17 protein-coding genes are annotated in these 14,577 nt (G+C 68.8%); 9 read left to right on the top strand and 8 right to left on the bottom strand.

Going from position 1 to position 14,577, the window contains the following annotated elements; translation table 11 throughout:
• The first annotated feature begins 814 nt into the window (after positions 1–814).
• From AC1DYP_RS22445 to AC1DYP_RS22435, 3 genes are all read left to right on the top strand, one after another.
• Positions 815–2,749 carry a hybrid sensor histidine kinase/response regulator gene (locus AC1DYP_RS22445; protein WP_477048204.1) on the top strand — a complete coding sequence of 645 codons (1,935 nt, stop codon included), beginning with the start codon at positions 815–817 and terminating at the stop codon, positions 2,747–2,749.
• 272 nt (positions 2,750–3,021) lie between these two features.
• Complete coding sequence (locus tag AC1DYP_RS22440) at positions 3,022–3,477, top strand: hypothetical protein (protein ID WP_477048202.1); 456 nt, start codon at positions 3,022–3,024, stop codon at positions 3,475–3,477.
• Complete coding sequence (locus AC1DYP_RS22435; protein ID WP_477048201.1) at positions 3,474–3,611, top strand: hypothetical protein; 138 nt, start codon at positions 3,474–3,476, stop codon at positions 3,609–3,611. Before AC1DYP_RS22440 ends, AC1DYP_RS22435 begins: the two co-directional genes overlap by 4 nt.
• Positions 3,612–3,617: 6 nt before the next feature.
• On the opposite strand, the gene AC1DYP_RS22430 is transcribed toward AC1DYP_RS22435, so the two are convergent.
• On the bottom strand, positions 3,618–4,616 hold the full coding sequence (locus AC1DYP_RS22430; RefSeq protein ID WP_477048200.1) for an alpha/beta fold hydrolase: 999 nt from the start codon (positions 4,614–4,616) through the stop codon (positions 3,618–3,620).
• Between the two features lie 124 nt (positions 4,617–4,740).
• Here AC1DYP_RS22430 and AC1DYP_RS22425 point away from each other — a divergent pair, with 124 nt between their 5' ends.
• Entirely contained in the window at positions 4,741–5,280 is a 540-nt protein-coding gene (locus AC1DYP_RS22425; RefSeq protein ID WP_477048199.1) for a TetR/AcrR family transcriptional regulator, read from the top strand.
• On the opposite strand, the gene AC1DYP_RS22420 is transcribed toward AC1DYP_RS22425, so the two are convergent.
• Both AC1DYP_RS22420 and AC1DYP_RS22415 read right to left on the bottom strand, forming a co-directional pair.
• Positions 5,277–5,738: a DUF4112 domain-containing protein gene (locus AC1DYP_RS22420; RefSeq protein WP_477048198.1), complete on the bottom strand. Its 462-nt coding sequence runs from the start codon at positions 5,736–5,738 to the stop codon at positions 5,277–5,279. The genes AC1DYP_RS22425 and AC1DYP_RS22420 overlap by 4 nt on opposite strands.
• Before the next feature lie 36 nt (positions 5,739–5,774).
• Entirely contained in the window at positions 5,775–6,281 is a 507-nt protein-coding gene (locus AC1DYP_RS22415; protein ID WP_477048197.1) for a DUF4112 domain-containing protein, read from the bottom strand.
• A gap of 160 nt (positions 6,282–6,441) precedes the next feature.
• Between AC1DYP_RS22415 and AC1DYP_RS22410 the strand changes: the two genes are divergently transcribed.
• Both AC1DYP_RS22410 and meaB read left to right on the top strand, forming a co-directional pair.
• Positions 6,442–6,759 carry a heavy metal-binding domain-containing protein gene (locus AC1DYP_RS22410; protein WP_056438632.1) on the top strand — a complete coding sequence of 106 codons (318 nt, stop codon included), beginning with the start codon at positions 6,442–6,444 and terminating at the stop codon, positions 6,757–6,759.
• 135 nt (positions 6,760–6,894) lie between these two features.
• Positions 6,895–7,878 (top strand): methylmalonyl Co-A mutase-associated GTPase MeaB, encoded by a 984-nt coding sequence (gene meaB / locus AC1DYP_RS22405; RefSeq protein WP_477048203.1) that lies wholly within the window; start codon positions 6,895–6,897, stop codon positions 7,876–7,878.
• On the opposite strand, the gene AC1DYP_RS22400 is transcribed toward meaB, so the two are convergent.
• The 3 genes from AC1DYP_RS22400 to rlmJ all read right to left on the bottom strand — a co-directional run bounded on the left by AC1DYP_RS22400 (position 7,879) and on the right by rlmJ (position 10,735).
• Complete coding sequence (locus AC1DYP_RS22400) at positions 7,879–8,544, bottom strand: hypothetical protein (RefSeq protein ID WP_477048196.1); 666 nt, start codon at positions 8,542–8,544, stop codon at positions 7,879–7,881.
• A gap of 95 nt (positions 8,545–8,639) precedes the next feature.
• On the bottom strand, positions 8,640–9,917 hold the full coding sequence (chrA, locus tag AC1DYP_RS22395; protein WP_477048195.1) for a chromate efflux transporter: 1,278 nt from the start codon (positions 9,915–9,917) through the stop codon (positions 8,640–8,642).
• Positions 9,914–10,735, bottom strand: a complete 822-nt coding sequence (gene rlmJ, locus AC1DYP_RS22390; protein WP_477048194.1) for a 23S rRNA (adenine(2030)-N(6))-methyltransferase RlmJ — start codon at positions 10,733–10,735, stop codon at positions 9,914–9,916. The genes chrA and rlmJ overlap by 4 nt, the downstream gene beginning before the upstream one ends.
• A gap of 122 nt (positions 10,736–10,857) precedes the next feature.
• Here rlmJ and AC1DYP_RS22385 point away from each other — a divergent pair, with 122 nt between their 5' ends.
• Positions 10,858–11,874, top strand: a complete 1,017-nt coding sequence (locus tag AC1DYP_RS22385; protein ID WP_477048193.1) for a DNA topoisomerase IB — start codon at positions 10,858–10,860, stop codon at positions 11,872–11,874.
• Here AC1DYP_RS22385 and AC1DYP_RS22380 read toward each other — a convergent pair.
• Together AC1DYP_RS22380 and AC1DYP_RS22375 are read right to left on the bottom strand one after the other, a co-directional pair.
• On the bottom strand, positions 11,871–13,127 hold the full coding sequence (locus AC1DYP_RS22380; protein ID WP_477048192.1) for an RNA polymerase sigma factor: 1,257 nt from the start codon (positions 13,125–13,127) through the stop codon (positions 11,871–11,873). The genes AC1DYP_RS22385 and AC1DYP_RS22380 overlap by 4 nt on opposite strands.
• Positions 13,124–13,525, bottom strand: coding sequence for a YciI family protein (locus AC1DYP_RS22375; RefSeq protein ID WP_477048191.1), 402 nt, complete (start codon positions 13,523–13,525; stop codon positions 13,124–13,126). The genes AC1DYP_RS22380 and AC1DYP_RS22375 overlap by 4 nt, the downstream gene beginning before the upstream one ends.
• A 181-nt stretch (positions 13,526–13,706) precedes the next feature.
• Between AC1DYP_RS22375 and AC1DYP_RS22370 the strand changes: the two genes are divergently transcribed.
• Positions 13,707–14,306 (top strand): DUF2975 domain-containing protein, encoded by a 600-nt coding sequence (locus AC1DYP_RS22370; protein WP_477048190.1) that lies wholly within the window; start codon positions 13,707–13,709, stop codon positions 14,304–14,306.
• A complete protein-coding gene (locus AC1DYP_RS22365; RefSeq protein ID WP_477048189.1) occupies positions 14,306–14,566 on the top strand; it encodes a helix-turn-helix domain-containing protein in 261 nt (86 codons plus the stop codon). The genes AC1DYP_RS22370 and AC1DYP_RS22365 overlap by 1 nt, the downstream gene beginning before the upstream one ends.
• Positions 14,567–14,577: the final 11 nt, after the last annotated feature.

Genomic DNA, 14,577 nt, shown 5'->3' with positions numbered 1-14,577 from the left:
CCCCCACAGGGGGAGGGACTTTGGCGGCACGGCTTCTTGTCCTCACACGGGAAACCCGCTGAGCCTGCTGGGAAGGGTGCGAAGCGCCCGGGCCTCGCCCGGATGATTTGCAGTTTTGAATACCGTTTCGACGAAGTTCAGGCGCTTCGCGCGGCCGTTATCCGGAAGCCTTCGGATCGCGGATTTTTAACCCGCTCCGATGGAGGCCCCCGACGGGCAGGGAATTGGCGTTCCCTGGACCACCTGGGCGATTTCAGCCCAGGCCTGCCGCGTCCGCCGATCCCTCGCCGCCTGGGTTTCGTCCTGTGTTGCAAGGCACCTGCCCAGAGCCGTCGCGAAGGCTGTCACCAAAGACCACCGACGAACGCCTCCCGCTCGACCACCCCCGAAAGCCGCATCGGTCGCCGTACGTGCGCCCTTCCCGTGCTTTCAGGTGGGATCAGGATACGGGCGATCCGGGAGGGTGAGGACCAAATCGGGTCGAGAAAGTTCAGGGCGTTGAAATCGCCGGAGTTTGTTCGCTATCCGCCGAGCATGGATACCTCTTGAACCCACCCTCTCCCCTTCGGGAGAGGGTGAAGGAAGCGCCTGCCCTTCGCCAGCGGCGAGGCCGCGCCTTGAAACCTTGATGGCGAGCCTGCTCTGGCGTCTGGCCGTGAACCAAGAACGCCGACCGGAGTTTGGTTGGGGCGGCCGGCCGCAGACGCCCGTGAGCCCACGTACATCCTGCAGGAGGAAGGCCTTCTGCGTTGACCCTGCAATCGTCGCGCGACGGAGAGCCTTTTTGTCGGAGCCCAAGCCCGTCTCTAGCGCAATGTCAGAGGAGGCGCGCTATCGCCTCCTGGTGGAAGGCATCACCGATTACGCCATCTACATGCTGGATCCGCAGGGCGTGGTGTCGAGCTGGAATCCCGGCGCGGCCCGGTTCAAGGGCTATACGGCGGAGGAGATCGTCGGGCGCCACTTCTCCACCTTCTACACGGACGAGGATCGCGCCGCCGACTTGCCGGCCACGGCGCTGCGTCTGGCCGCCGAGGAGGGGCACTTCGAGCGCGAAGGCTGGCGGGTGCGAAAGGACGGCACGCGGTTCTGGGCTCATGTGGTCATCGACCCCATACGCGACAGCGAAGGCCAGATCGTGGGCTTCGCGAAGATCACCCGCGACCTGACGGAGCGGCGTGAAGCGGAAGAGGCGCTAAAGCGTAGCCAAGAACAGTTTCGACTCCTCGTTCAAGGCGTCACTGACTACGCCCTGTACATGCTCGATCCGGCGGGCAGAGTCTCCAGCTGGAACGTTGGAGCCGAGCGCATCAAGGGTTACGTGGCCGAGGAGATCATTGGCGAGCATTTCTCCCGCTTCTACACCGAGGATGAGCAGATCGCGGGCGTGCCGACCAAGGGTTTGCGGACCGCCGAACGGGAGGGCCGTTGGGAAACGGAAGGATGGCGCGTCCGCAAGGACGGATCCAAGTTCTGGGCGCACGTCATCATCGACGCCATCCGCGACGAACGCCGCGAACTGGTTGGGTTCGCGAAGATTACCCGTGACAACACACAGCGCAGGGAAGCCGAGCAGTCGCTCGAGGAAACACGCAGGGCGCTTTTCCAATCACAGAAGATGGAGGCCGTGGGTCAGCTGACCGGCGGGGTCGCCCACGACTTCAACAATCTGCTGACCGTTATCATCGGCGGCCTCGACACGATCGGTCGCAGCAAGCCCACGGACACCGCCCGGATCACCCGCGCTCTCAACATGGCTCGCCATGCCGCGGAGAGAGCCGCGGGCCTGACGTCGCGGCTCCTGGCGTTCTCTCGACAACAGCCGCTCGAGCCCACCCCCACGGACCTCAACGCGCTTGTGCGCGAGATGACGGAGCTGCTGCACAGGTCCCTTGGCGAGCAGGTCGATTTGGAGGGCGTGCTGTCGCCGCGGCTGTGGGCCGTCGAAGTGGACCAAAACCATTTGGAAAGCGCTGTGCTCAATCTCGCCGTCAACGCCCGGGACGCCATGCCCGAGGGCGGCAAGCTCACGATCGAGACCGCCAACACCTACCTGGATGAGGCCTACGCCAGCAAAGATGCGGAGGTGGTGCCGGGCCAATACGTGATGATCTCGGTCAGCGACACCGGGTCGGGCATTCCCAAAGACAAGATCGGCCGGGTTTTCGAACCGTTTTTCACGACCAAGGAGGTCGGCCGCGGAACCGGCTTGGGGCTCTCGATGGTGTATGGCTTTGTCAAGCAGTCCGGCGGCCATGTGACCATCTACAGCGAGGAAGGCCAGGGAACCTCGGTCAAACTGTACTTTCCACGCTTTATCGGCGAGATGCAGGTCCAGCCGGATGAGGACGAGGCGGATCAACCGCCCGCCAGCGAGGGAGAAGCGATCCTCGTGGTCGAAGACAATCCTGACGTCCGCGCCAACAGCGTGATGATGTTGAAGGAACTCGGGTACCATGTGATCGAGGCGTCGACGGCGGAGGCGGCGCTAGCGGTGCTGGCGTCGGATAGTCGCATCGATCTTCTCTTCACCGACGTCGTGCTGCCGGACCGTAGCGGGCGTGTTGTCGCCGACGAATCCCAGAAGCTGCGACCTGGCCTCAGGGTGCTGTTTACGACGGGCTACTCCCGCAACGCCATCGTCCACCACGGACGGCTGGATCCCGGCGTCCAGCTCCTTCCGAAGCCCTTCACGTTCGATCAGCTCGCGGGTCGAGTGCGCGATCTGCTTGACGCGCCAGACAGCTGATCCCGTACGTCGGAGGGCGGCGAGGCGCTGGCGACGATGCTCGTAAACCTCGATTCAGCTTGGGTCGTTATCGGGTTTCAGGTTCGCTAGGGGTCGATTTGAGCCAGCGATCTTGATGCCGAAAGCGGACATTGTCAGGCCCTGAGGGCGACCACGAGAGCCCCCCAACCCTGCACCGTCTCTTGACCACATCTCCCACAAGACCCCGACCGAGGACGCACCGGCGCGGCGCGTGATGAGGCCTCCCGACCTCAACCGCCAAGGCGCCGCCCATGCTTCCGCCCCTCGCCCGCGAGACGACCAGCTTCTCGCGCATCATCGCCGCGATCGTCTTCGCCTTCGCCTTTCCCGCCGTGGTCCTGTCGCAGACGATGATCTGGACCGACGACGCCACGGCGCTCGCCCAGCGCGCCGCCACGGCCGCCTCGGCGGCGATCACCGCCCTGCCGTTCGGCGCGGTGCTGGGCTGGCCCTACGTGTTCTGCGCCGCCTGCGCCTGGGCCTGCCTGCATCAGTTCGGACGCCATCACCGCGGCCTCGCCAGCTTGATCGGCGCCGTCACCGGCGCGGCCGTGGCGGTGAAGCTGACCGGCTGGCACGGCGCCGACGCCGCGCTGTTGTGGCCGCTGAGCGCCGTACTGGGCCTGCTCACCGGCCTGGGCGTGTGGATGATCGCCTATGGCCGTCGACGGCCCGCTCGCGCGCCGCGCGGGACGTCTCCGGCATGAGCCGGATCGCCCGCGCCGGCTTGGCCCTGGCCTGCGTCGCCGGCCTGCTGACGGCGGCGTGGTGGATCAGCTGTCGCCTGGAGGCCAGCCTCCACGACCAGAGACCGGCCTCCGACGACCGACGCGGCGGCTGACCTCGCCTACGCCGTCCTGGCCGCCTTGCGGCCCAGGAAGTCGACGATCAGCGCGCCGATCTCGGCGCTGTGGGTCTCCAGGGCGAAATGGCCGGCGTCGAAGAAACGCACCTCGGCCTCGGGCTGGTCGCGCTTGAAGGCCTCGGCGCCGGGCGGCAGGAAGAAGATGTCGTTGCGGCCCCAGGCGGCCAGGATCGGCGGTTTGTGGTCGCGGAAATAGGCGTGCCAGGCCGGATACGAGGCGACGTTGGTGCGGTAGTCGCGGAACAGGTCCAGCTGTATGTCGTCCTGGCCCGGCCGCGCCAGATAGGCGGTGTCCAGTTCGTAGCCGTCCGGCGAGACCAGGCTGGCGTCGGCGCCGGCCAGGTACTGGGTGCGGGTCATCTCGGGCGTCAGCATGGCGCGCAGGGCCTCGCGGTTGGCCGGCGCCGGATCGGCCCAGTAGGCCCGCAGCGGCGCCCAGGCCGGGCTCAACCCCTCTTCGTAGGCGTTGCCGTTCTGGGTGATGATCGCCGTGACGCGCTCGGGATGGGCGGCGGCCAGGCGGAAGCCCGTGGGCGCGCCGTAGTCGAAGACGTAGATCGCGTAGCGCGACAGGCCCAGGGCCTGGGTGAAGCCGTCCACCACCTTGGCCAGGTTGTCGAAGGTGTAGTCGAACCGGCCGCGCGGCGGGGCCTTGGTCTGGCCGAAGCCCGGCAGGTCGGGGGCGATCACCCGGTAGCGGCCGGCCAGGTGCGGGATCAGGTCGCGGAACATGTGGCCGGAGGTCGGGAAGCCGTGCAGCAGCAGGATCACCGGCGCGTCCTTGGGACCGGCCTCGCGGTAGAACACGTCGACCTCGCCGACGATCTGCCGGCGATAGTGGATCTTGGCGGCTTGGACGGTCCGCGCGGCGCCCGCGGCGGCGGCTGGATCGGCCAGGGCCACGCCGGCCAATCCAGCAAGGGGCGCCAGCAGGGCAAGGCGGCGGCTGACGCCGCGGGGCGAGGTTTCGGCGACGGACATGATCGGCTCCTGGGTCCGAAAAGGTTGACGAAGCCGGTGGTCGTGCTCAAATACGACCGACCGGTCGGAAACATAAATACTACCGATCGGTCGGATGTAAAGAGGCGAAAATGAAAGCGACGACATGAAAGCGACCCTGGGCGACATCGTGCTCGAAGCCCGCGAGCTGTTTCGGGAGCACGGCTATGACGGCGCCTCGATGCAGGACCTGGCCGAGCGCGTGGGCCTGAAGAAGGCCAGCCTCTACACGCGGTTCCCCAGCAAGGAGGCCCTGGTGCCCGAGGTGCTGACGGTGACCCTGGACGAGACCTTCGCCGGCCTGCCCCGTCCGGGCGGCGACTGGCGCGCCGACTATGCCGAGATCGTCGAGCGCATCGCCGGCTCCCTGACGCGGACCAAGCGCTGCGTGGGTCTGCATCTGGCCTATGGGGTTTCGGGCGAGACGCCGGAGGCCAGGACCGCGGTCGAGGGGTTCTTCACCGGGCAGCGCGACCGCATCGCGGCGATCCTCGAGCCCGGCCTCGGCGTCGAGGAAGCCCAGACCGTCGCCGCCGACACGCTGGCGCGGCTGGAGGGCGCGACCCTATGGCTGGCGACGACCGGCGACCCGCGGCCCATGCAACGCGCCGTGAAGGCGTTGATCGACGCCCAGTCGGCCGGCTAGCGGCCGGTCTTTTTCACCTTCCGCTTCTTGCGGGTCTTGGCGTCGATCTCGTCGGGCAGGCCGTGCCTGGACTCGATGTCCTTCTGCAGGGCCTTGGCGGCCATCAGGTGGCCCGGGAACAGGGTGTCGACAATCGAGCCGATCCCCCAGATCGTGTCCGTCGAGGTGTCGACGACGAGATAGACGGCCATCCGCGCGAGGGTCGCGGCCGAGGCCTTCGCCTTGAAGGCGTGCCCCATCAACATCAGCCCGGCCGCGCCGCTATAGAGCGCGGCCACGCCCGGAATCGGCACCCACGACAGCACGCCGTCGATCCCCAGACCGAACGGACCCAGACCGATCAGCCGGTCGGAAAGACGCTTGATCGTCTCCGCCGAGCGCCAAGCCTGGTGAGCCCGATGCCTGTGGCTGGCGGGACCCTCATCGACGACATAAGCCTCTGCGGTGCGTTCGGTCATGCCAGGGTCAACGCTCCACCGCCAAGTTGGTTGTCTCTAGCCCAGGAACACGACGCGGCGCTTTTCCTTGCCGGCCCGGATGCGCTCCAGCAGGTCGCGGTACTCGGCCGTGCCCTGCACGTCCTTGCGCGTACCTTCGAAATAGATCGTGTCGTCCATGTGGTTGGTCAGCATGTCGGCCGACCACTTGTGGCCGGTGAACAGCATGTCGGCCACCTTGCCCACGCCCGGCACGGCGCCGGCCACGGTGTCGACCAGGATGATGGCCATGATCTGGATGACGATCATCGGCGCCGAGCGCGCGCGGACGGCGTCCCAGACGATCAGCCCGCCGGCCCCCAGGCTGTAGAGCTCGCCCGCCCCCGGAATCCAGGTCAGCAGGCCGTCCAGACCGATGCCCAGCGGACCCACGCCGACCACGTTGTCCGACAGCTTCTTCACCCGCGCGACGTTGTTGCGGATGTTGTGCAGGTCGAGATGCGATTTGGCGAAGATCACCCGGCGGCCCCCAGCAGCGGTACGGCTGCAATCTGCCTTAACCATGGGCGCGCAGGAAGTGGCCACGGCATAGTTTCGCGTGTCAGGCGAAAGCCGGGCGCAAATCGCTCGCGCTCCGAGGGAGCCCCTCGCGAAGCGGGCCGTTTGTGCTTAAGTTAACGGCGAGCGCCCGAGGTGCTTGACGCGGCTGACGAGGACTCTGTCGATGCTGATCTCGACCACCCCCTTCATCGAAGGACGGCCGGTCCAGGACTACAAGGGCGCGATCTACGCCCAGTCGATCCTTGGCGCGAACGTGGTGCTCGACCTGATGGCCGCCATCCGCGACTTCATCGGCGGCCACTCCAAGTCCTACGAGCGGGTTCTGGCCCGGGCCCGCGAGGACGCCATGAAGAACCTGGTCAAGGAAGCCGAGAAGCTGGGCGCCAACGCGATCGTGGCCGTCGACCTCGACTATAACACCGTGGGCCCGCACGGCTCGATGATGATGGTTTCGGTTTCCGGGACCGCCGTCGTCCTCTGAGGAGCCGAAATCCCAGTCCTTCGACAAGCTCAGAATGAGGATTTCTACTGAAGGGCCTTGCCAATAGCCCTCATCCTGAGCTTGTCGAAGGACGAGGGCGGCCCCACGGTCGCCAGCCTGAGCTCCGACGAAGCCTTGCAGCCATCCATCGACATCACAGACCTAGAGACGCGCCTGGTCACCGGCGACCGCGCCGCCCTGGCCCGCGCCATCACCCTGGTCGAGAGCCGTCGCCGCGATCACCAGAAGGCCGCCCGCGCCTTGCTCGAACGCCTGATGCCGCGCACCGGGCAGGCCCAGCGGATTGGGATCACCGGCGTGCCGGGGGCCGGCAAGTCGACGACCATCGAGGCCTTCGGGACGATGCTGACCGCCGCCGGCCATCGCGTGGCGGTGCTGGCGGTCGATCCCTCGTCCGGACGCCACGGCGGCTCGATCCTCGGCGACAAGACCCGCATGGAGCGGCTCAGCGTCGATCCCAACGCCTATATCCGCCCCTCGCCGTCCGGCGGCGTGCTGGGCGGGGTGGCGCGCAAGACCCGCGAGGCCATGCTGCTGTGCGAGGCGGCCGGCTTCGACGTGATCCTCGTCGAGACGGTGGGGGTGGGCCAGTCCGAGACCGTGGTGTCGGACATGGTCGACATCTTCCTGGCCCTGCTGATCCCCGGCGGCGGCGACGAGCTGCAGGGCATCAAGAAGGGCCTGATCGAGCTGGCCGACCTGCTGGTGATCAACAAGGCCGACGCCGATCCGACCAAGGCCGAGCGCTCGGCCCGCGACTACCGCAACGCCCTGCACATCCTGACGCCCGCCTTGCCCGACTGGACGCCGCCGGTGCTGACGGCCTCGGGCCTGACCGGCGCGGGCCTCGACGTGTTGTGGACCCAGATCCGGCGCCACCGCGAGATCATGACCGCCAACGGCTCTCGCGCCGCACGGCGGGCCGACCAGGACAGCCGCTGGATGTGGGCCATGGTCCAGGATCGCCTGGCCGAAGCCTTCCGCGAAGCGCCGGCCGTGGCGGCGATCACGGCCGACATCGAACAGGCCGTGCGGGCCGGAGACCTGCCCGCCTCGGCGGCGGCCGACCGGCTGCTGGCGGCGTTCGGGCTGGACTAGCTAGTCGCCGGCCAGCCGCTTGGCCTGGGCGACCCAGGCATCCCGCTCGGCGCGGCCCTTGAGGTCCAGCTTGGCGTTGAAGTCGGCCAGCTGTTCCGGGCCCCAGGCGGCGATTTCGGAGAAGCGGGTGACGCCCAGGTCGGCCAGAGAGGCGGCCAGCTTGGGACCGATGCCGACCAGCTGGGTCAGGTCGTCGCCGGCGGACTTGGCGGTCTCGACCGCGGCCTCGACGACCGGCGCGCTGACGGCTTCCAGGGTTTCCTTCGTCTCGGCCGCCACGGTCTCGGCGGTGTCGAGCGTCTCCTGGACGGCCTCGGCGACGGCTTCGGTCGCGGCCGTCGCGGCGGCGGTGACGGGTTCGGGCGTCTCCAGCGCGACCGGCGCCAGGACCGGGGCCTCGGTGACCGGATCGATCACCGCCTCGACGGCCGGTTCGGGAGCCAGCTCGACGGGCTCTGGCGCGGGGATGGCCTTGGCCAGGGCCGGCGCCATCAGGGCCTCGACATTGACGGCCTCGCGCCAGCGCGCCGACCACCACCACCAGGTGGCGCCGGCCATGGCCGCGCCGCCGAACATCAGCCACAGCGGCGAGGCCGCGCCGGCCATCAGGTGCGGGCCTTTTTCAGGATCGATCTTGGGGATTTCGGGAAGGAACGACAGGGTCATGGCCGAGCTCCAACAACCGTTTTGTTGCAGTGCAGCATAACACGGTTTTCGAACCGACCGAGTCGTAAAATCGCGGCCCCAATCGAATCAAAGACTCAAATCAGACCGATCGCGCTCAGCGCCAGACCTGCAGCGACCATGGCCCCCACCACCGCCAGGATCGGCGCGCGCAAGGCGAACACCAGACCGCAGGCCAGGACCGTTAGGCCCGCCGCCGGCAGGTTGACGCTGGTGACGTCCGGCAGTTCGGCCCGCAGCGGTCCCCAGGTGTGAACCGCCCCGACCCGGAACAGCAGATGGACCGTGAACCAGACGGCCAGATTGGCGATGACCCCGACGGCGGCGGCCGAGACCAGCGCCAGGGCGCGGGCCGGCCGAGGGCGCGAGCGCAGGCGCTCGAAGAAAGGCCCGCCAGCGAAGATCCACAGGAACGACGGCGCGAAGGTGGTCCAGGCGGCCATCAGCCCCCCGGCCAGGGCCGCGATCCAGGCCCACTCCGGCGGCGCGCTCTGATAGGCGCCGACGAAGCCGACGAAGACCAGGACCAGCACCAGGGGCCCAGGCGTGGTCTCGGCCAGGCCCAGGCCGTCCAGCATCTGGCCCGGCGCCAGCCAGCCGAAGGCGCTGGCCGCTTGTCCGACATAGGCCAGAGCCGCATAGGCGCCGCCGAAGCTGACCACCGCCAGCAGGCTGAACACCCCGCCCATCCGGGCCAGGGTCGATCCGGGCGCGACGGCCAGGGCCAGCAGCACCGGCGCGAGCCAGACCGCTAGGCAAACCAGGGCCGTGCGCCAGGCGGGCCGCTGGGCCGTTTCGGGCGTCGCGGCCACGACCGGCCCGCCGCCCAGAGCCCAGCCGACCGCCCCCGCCGCCAGGATGATCAGCGGAAACGGCAGCACGGTGAACGTCAGGGCCAGGAAGGCCAACCCCGCGGCCCACCATCCCGCGACGCCCTTGATCGCCCGCCCGCCCATGCGGAGCAGGGCCTGCAGCACCAGGGCGACCACCGCCGCCTTCAAGCCCAGCAGGGCCGGCCCCGCCCAGGCCGCGCGGCCGTGCGCGACGTAGAGAGCCGAGAGACCAAGCATCACCGCCAGACCCGGCAGCACGAACAGCAGCCCCGCCGCGATCCCGCCGCGCACGCCGTGCAGCCGCCAGCCCAGCCAGGTGGCCAGCTGCTGGGCCTCCGGGCCGGGCAGCAGCATGCAGAAGCTCAGGGCGTGGGCGAAGCGCTCCTCGTCGACCCAGGCGCGCCGCTCGACCACCTCGCGGTGCAGCAGGGCGATCTGCCCCGCAGGACCGCCAAAGCCCAGGCAGCCGACCTTGAGCCAGACCCAGAACGCTTCCCGAAAGCTGGGCTGGCCCGAGGTCACGCGCGCCAGATCCGCGCCTTGGCCCCGGCGTCGCCGAGGTTGTCGGCCAGCCAGGTCGTGACCCCGGCGATCGCGCCTTCGGTGGACTTGGGCGCCCCGACCATCACCATCGCGCAGCCGTTCATCTTCATCGGATCCGTCAACGGCCGGAGCCGGAGCTCGGCAGCTAGCGCGTCATTCGTGACGGTTTCCATCGCCCGCATGAAGGCGTCGAAGGTTTCCAGGTCCTTCAGCGGCATCCAGGCGGCGATCACCGCGTCCTTGTCCTTGGCCAGCACCGCCTTCGTCGTGGCGACAATCTGGGCGTAGTCGTCGCTGCGCTCGAACGGCGGGTCGATCAGCACGAACGTCCGCCCCTCCTTGCCGGCCCTAGCGACGGCCGTGGCGTAGCCGTCGTCCTTGACCGCCTGGGCGAAGGCGTAGGGCGCCAGGGTGCGGCGCAGGCTGTCGAAATCGTCGGGCCGCAGCTCGCAGGCCGTGTAGCGGTCGGTCTTGCGCAGATGCCGGGCGACCAGCAGCGGCGAGCCCGGATAGAGCGATCCCGCGCCGCCGCCGTTCAGTGCCTTCACCGCCGCCACCAGCGAGGCGAACACCGGCGGTGCGTCCGACATCGCCAGCAGCCGCCCGATCCCCGCCGCCGCCTCGCCCGAGCGCTGGGCCATGTCGCCGCGCAGGTCGTAGGCCCCGGCCCCGGCATGGGTGTCGATCACCGACAGCGGCGTCTCGTCGGCCGTCAGGGCCTTCAGCAGGGCCAGCAGGATCGCGTGCTTCTGCAGGTCGGCGAAGTTGCCGGCGTGGAAGGCGTGTCGGTAGTTCATGTCTGGCGCGTCGCTCCCGGAACCGGCGGTCCGTCTATCACGTTGGCGGAGATTAGGGTTGGGAGCGAGGCGATGGCCCAGGATTTTTCGGAACACGACGGCGCCGGCCGCCCAGCGAGGCGATGACCGTGCCCCGCGACACGCTCGAGACCACCCCCGCCGAACGCACCCTGCTGGCCTACGTCAACGACCAGGAGCAGGGCCTGCGTCGCATCGCCCACGGCAAGGGCTTCTCCTATGTCGACGAGGACGGCCGGACCGTGAAGGACGAGGCCACCCTGGCGCGGATCAAGGCCCTGGTCATCCCGCCGGCCTGGACCAGCGTCTGGATCTGCCCCGATCCCAACGGCCACATCCAGGCGATCGGCCGCGACCAGAAGAACCGCAAGCAGTATCGCTACCACCCCGACTGGCGGGCCGATCGCGACGCCCGCAAGTACGACCGCATGGCCGCCTTCGGCCGCGCCCTGCCCAAGCTCCGCAAGCGTTTGGCTGTCGACCTGTCGCGCCGGGGCCTGCCGCGCGAGAAGGTGCTGGCCGCCGTGGTCAGCCTGCTGGAGCTGACCCTGATCCGGGTCGGCAACGACGAATACGCCAAGACCAACAAGAGCTTCGGCCTGACCACCATGCAGAAGCGCCACCTGAAGCTGGCCGGCGGCGGCGCGGTGTTCGAGTTCAAGGGCAAGAGCGGCAAGATGCACAAGACGGGCTTTCGCGACCGTCGCCTGGCGCGGATCGTCGCCGCCTGCCAGGAACTGCGCGGCCAGCGGCTGTTCCAGTACATCGACGAGGACGGCCAGCGGCGCGCCGTCGAGAGCAGCGACGTCAACGACTACATCCGCGCGGCCTGCGGCGACGACTTCTCGGCCAAGGATTTCCGCACTTGGTACGGCTCGCTGGCGGCGCTGGAGGCCCTCAGCATGAGCCCCAAGCCGGAAACCCAGACCGAGGCCAAGCGCACGCTCAACACCTGCGTCAAGGCGGTGGCCGGCCTGCTGGGCAACACCCCGGCGGTCTGCCGCGCGGCCTATATCCACCCCAAGGTGTTGGAGGCCTTCGAAACCAGCCGCCTGCCCAAGCGGCGGGCCGCGTCGCCCAGGGCCAGAGAGCTGGCGCTGCTGAAGCTGGTGGCCGCCTAGGACGCTTCGGCCAGGCGAGCCGCCTTCTCCAGAAGATAGCGCTGCTCGGGCAGGCTGGCCGTCAGCGTGGCGGCCGCGCGATAGGCCGCGATCGCCTCGATCTTCTCCCCGGCCATCTCCAGCAGGTGGGCCCGCACGGCCGCCAGCCGGTGATGCCCGGCCAGACGCTTGTCGTTCTCCAGCTCGACCAGTCGCCGCAGACCGACACGCGGCCCTTGCGCCATGGCCAGGGCCACGGCGTGGTTCAGCCGAACCATCGGATTGTCGGCCATCCGCTCCAGCAGGCCGTACAGCGCCAGGATCTGCGGCCAATCGGTGTCCTCGGCCCGGACGGCCTCGTCGTGGACGGCGGCGATGGCGGCCTGGAGCTGGTAGGGCCCGACCGCGCCGCGCGACAGGCTGGCCTCGACCAGAGCCACGCCCTCGGCGATCGCCGCCGCGTCCCAGAGACCTCGATCCTGCTCGGCCAGCGGGATCAATTCGCCGTCCGGGCCGGAGCGCGCCGGCCGGCGGGCGTCGGTCAGCAGCATCAGGGCCAGCAGGCCGGCGACCTCGCCATCGTTCGGCAGCAGGGCCCGGACGATGCGGGCCAGCCGGATCGCTTCCCCGGCCAGGTCGGCGCGCTGCAGGTCGGGTCCCGCGCTGGCGGCATAGCCTTCGTTGAAGATCAGATAGAGCACGTGCAACACCGACCGCAGCCGCTCGACCCGCTCGGCGGCGTCCGGGGCTTCGAACGGCGCGCCCGAGGCCCGGACGCTCTGCTTGGCGCGGCTGATGCGCTGGGCCATCGTCGCCTCGGGCACGAGGAAGGCGGCGGCGATCTCGGCCGTGGTCAGGCCGCCGACCGCGCGCAGGGTCAGGGCGATGGCCGAGGATGAGGTCAGGGCCGGATGACAGCACATGAACAGCAGGCCCAGCGTGTCGTCGCGATCGGCCAGGGGATCCGCGTCGTCGGCCGGCGGCGACATGGCCTGGAAGTCGTCTTCCGCCGCCTTCGCCTYGCGCCGCCGCCGGGCGATCTCGCCGCGGATATGGTCGGTCATCCGGCGCGAGGCGACCTGCACCAGCCAGCCGGCCGGATTGGCCGGGACGCCGCTCTCGGGCCACTGCCGGGCGGCGGCCAGCAAGGCTTCCTGCACCGCGTCCTCGCCGGCGGCGAAGTCGCGGTAGCGGCGGACCACGGCCGACAGGACCCGCGGCGCCAGCCGGCGCAGCAGGTCTGTCGTCTCGCGATCCAGCGCCGCGAGGCTCACATCTCCTCGCCGCTGGCCCACATCACCCGCCGCACCTCCACGGGCAGGTTCAGCGGCTGACCGTCCGGGCCAGGACCTTCCGACCAGCGCGAAGCGGCGTAGTAGGCCCGCTCGGCCGCATCGACATCGACGATGACGTAGCCGGCCAGGAACTCCTTGGTCTCCGGAAAGGGGCCATCGGTCACCTCCGGCGCCCCGCCCTGGCGCGCCCGCACGAACCGCGCATCCTCCGGCGCGGCCAAGGCATGGGTCACGACCATCTCGCCCGAGGCGGTGAACTCCTCCCGAAACAGGCGGAGATGCTCCATGTGCGCCTGGACCGCCTTCTGCGGCCACTGGTCCATGGACGGGACGTCGCCGCCGGCCACGGGGTACTGCATCATCAGGATGTACTTCATCGTCGGGGTCCCTTCGGTTTGGAGCGCCGTTCTCCCGGCGCTTTCGAGGGCAAGTCGAAGCCGTCGGGCCATTCTCGACATGGCCTCGCGGACTTTTCGAGCCCCATCGTCTCGATTTCAAAATATTATCGTTTGACAGAAAGAAATTTCGGATTGAGTTTTGGCGTCACTGGAGGACGTCATGAGCATCGTCGTCAAACTCAAGCCGCGCGCCGAGACCCTGGCCGCCGCCGAGACCGCCGCCCAGCGTCGCGTGCGCCTGGGCAGTCGCGGACTGGCCTGGCTGTTCACGGGCCTGCTGACCCTGTCGACCGCCATCCTGGTCGCGGCCCTGGTCACCATGATCTTCTACAAGGGCGAATTCGTCCGGATCGGTCCCGACAACTGCTACGTCGGCGAGGGCCCGCCCAACTCCGTGGCGTTCGGCTCGCTGCCCCTGCCCCACCGGCTGATCTACTGCCTGGTCGGCATCGTGCGCGCGACCCCGATCATCATGCTGTTCTGGAGCGTGCGGTCGCTGTTCAGCCTCTACGCCAGGGGCCGGGTGTTCGGGCGTGAGAACGGCCAGGCCTTCAGCCGGATCGGCGGCTGGCTGTGCGCCTACGCCTTGTCGCCGTTCGCCTGCCACCTGTTCCTCAGCGCCACGGGCTACGAGATCGACAAGAACTGGGCCCACATGGCCAGCGTCCAGGCCTTCGTGCTGGGCCTGCTGGTCTTCGTGATCGGCCAGGTCATGCAGGTGGGACGCGAGATCGAGGAAGACCGCGAGGCGTTCGTCTGATGCCGATCATCCTGCGTCTCGACGTCATGCTGGCCAGGCGCAAGGTGCGCTCCAACGTCCTGGCCCGCGCCATCGGCATCACCGAGGCCAATCTCTCGCTGCTGAAGTCCGGCAAGGTGAAGGGCATGAAGTTCGAGACCCTCGAGGCGATCTGCGCCTATCTCGACTGCCAGCCGGGCGACATCCTGGAATACGCGCCGGGCGACACGACGGACCAGCTTCCCCAGGACCACGAGCAGGACACGCTCAAGCGCGCCTGACGGCGCTTCAC

It is taken from the genome of Caulobacter sp. P1_D6, from assembly GCF_056406095.1.
This window is presented reverse-complemented; position numbering and strand designations above follow the sequence as displayed.

Excerpts from the sequence above, each read along its gene's own strand:
- rlmJ (WP_477048194.1), bottom strand. The coding sequence starts at position 10,735 with ATGAACTACCGACACGCCTTCCACGCCGGCAACTTCGCCGACCTGCAG.
- AC1DYP_RS22400 (WP_477048196.1), bottom strand. The coding sequence starts at position 8,544 with ATGACCCTGTCGTTCCTTCCCGAAATCCCCAAGATCGATCCTGAAAAA.
- AC1DYP_RS22420 (WP_477048198.1), bottom strand. The coding sequence starts at position 5,738 with ATGACCGAACGCACCGCAGAGGCTTATGTCGTCGATGAGGGTCCCGCC.
- AC1DYP_RS22365 (WP_477048189.1), top strand. The coding sequence starts at position 14,306 with ATGCCGATCATCCTGCGTCTCGACGTCATGCTGGCCAGGCGCAAGGTG.
- AC1DYP_RS22410 (WP_056438632.1), top strand. The coding sequence starts at position 6,442 with ATGCTGATCTCGACCACCCCCTTCATCGAAGGACGGCCGGTCCAGGAC.
- AC1DYP_RS22425 (WP_477048199.1), top strand. The coding sequence starts at position 4,741 with ATGAAAGCGACCCTGGGCGACATCGTGCTCGAAGCCCGCGAGCTGTTT.
- AC1DYP_RS22430 (WP_477048200.1), bottom strand. The coding sequence starts at position 4,616 with ATGTCCGTCGCCGAAACCTCGCCCCGCGGCGTCAGCCGCCGCCTTGCC.
- AC1DYP_RS22435 (WP_477048201.1), top strand. The coding sequence starts at position 3,474 with ATGAGCCGGATCGCCCGCGCCGGCTTGGCCCTGGCCTGCGTCGCCGGC.
- AC1DYP_RS22375 (WP_477048191.1), bottom strand. The coding sequence starts at position 13,525 with ATGAAGTACATCCTGATGATGCAGTACCCCGTGGCCGGCGGCGACGTC.
- AC1DYP_RS22385 (WP_477048193.1), top strand. The coding sequence starts at position 10,858 with ATGACCGTGCCCCGCGACACGCTCGAGACCACCCCCGCCGAACGCACC.
- AC1DYP_RS22440 (WP_477048202.1), top strand. The coding sequence starts at position 3,022 with ATGCTTCCGCCCCTCGCCCGCGAGACGACCAGCTTCTCGCGCATCATC.
- AC1DYP_RS22445 (WP_477048204.1), top strand. The coding sequence starts at position 815 with ATGTCAGAGGAGGCGCGCTATCGCCTCCTGGTGGAAGGCATCACCGAT.
- AC1DYP_RS22415 (WP_477048197.1), bottom strand. The coding sequence starts at position 6,281 with ATGGTTAAGGCAGATTGCAGCCGTACCGCTGCTGGGGGCCGCCGGGTG.
- AC1DYP_RS22370 (WP_477048190.1), top strand. The coding sequence starts at position 13,707 with ATGAGCATCGTCGTCAAACTCAAGCCGCGCGCCGAGACCCTGGCCGCC.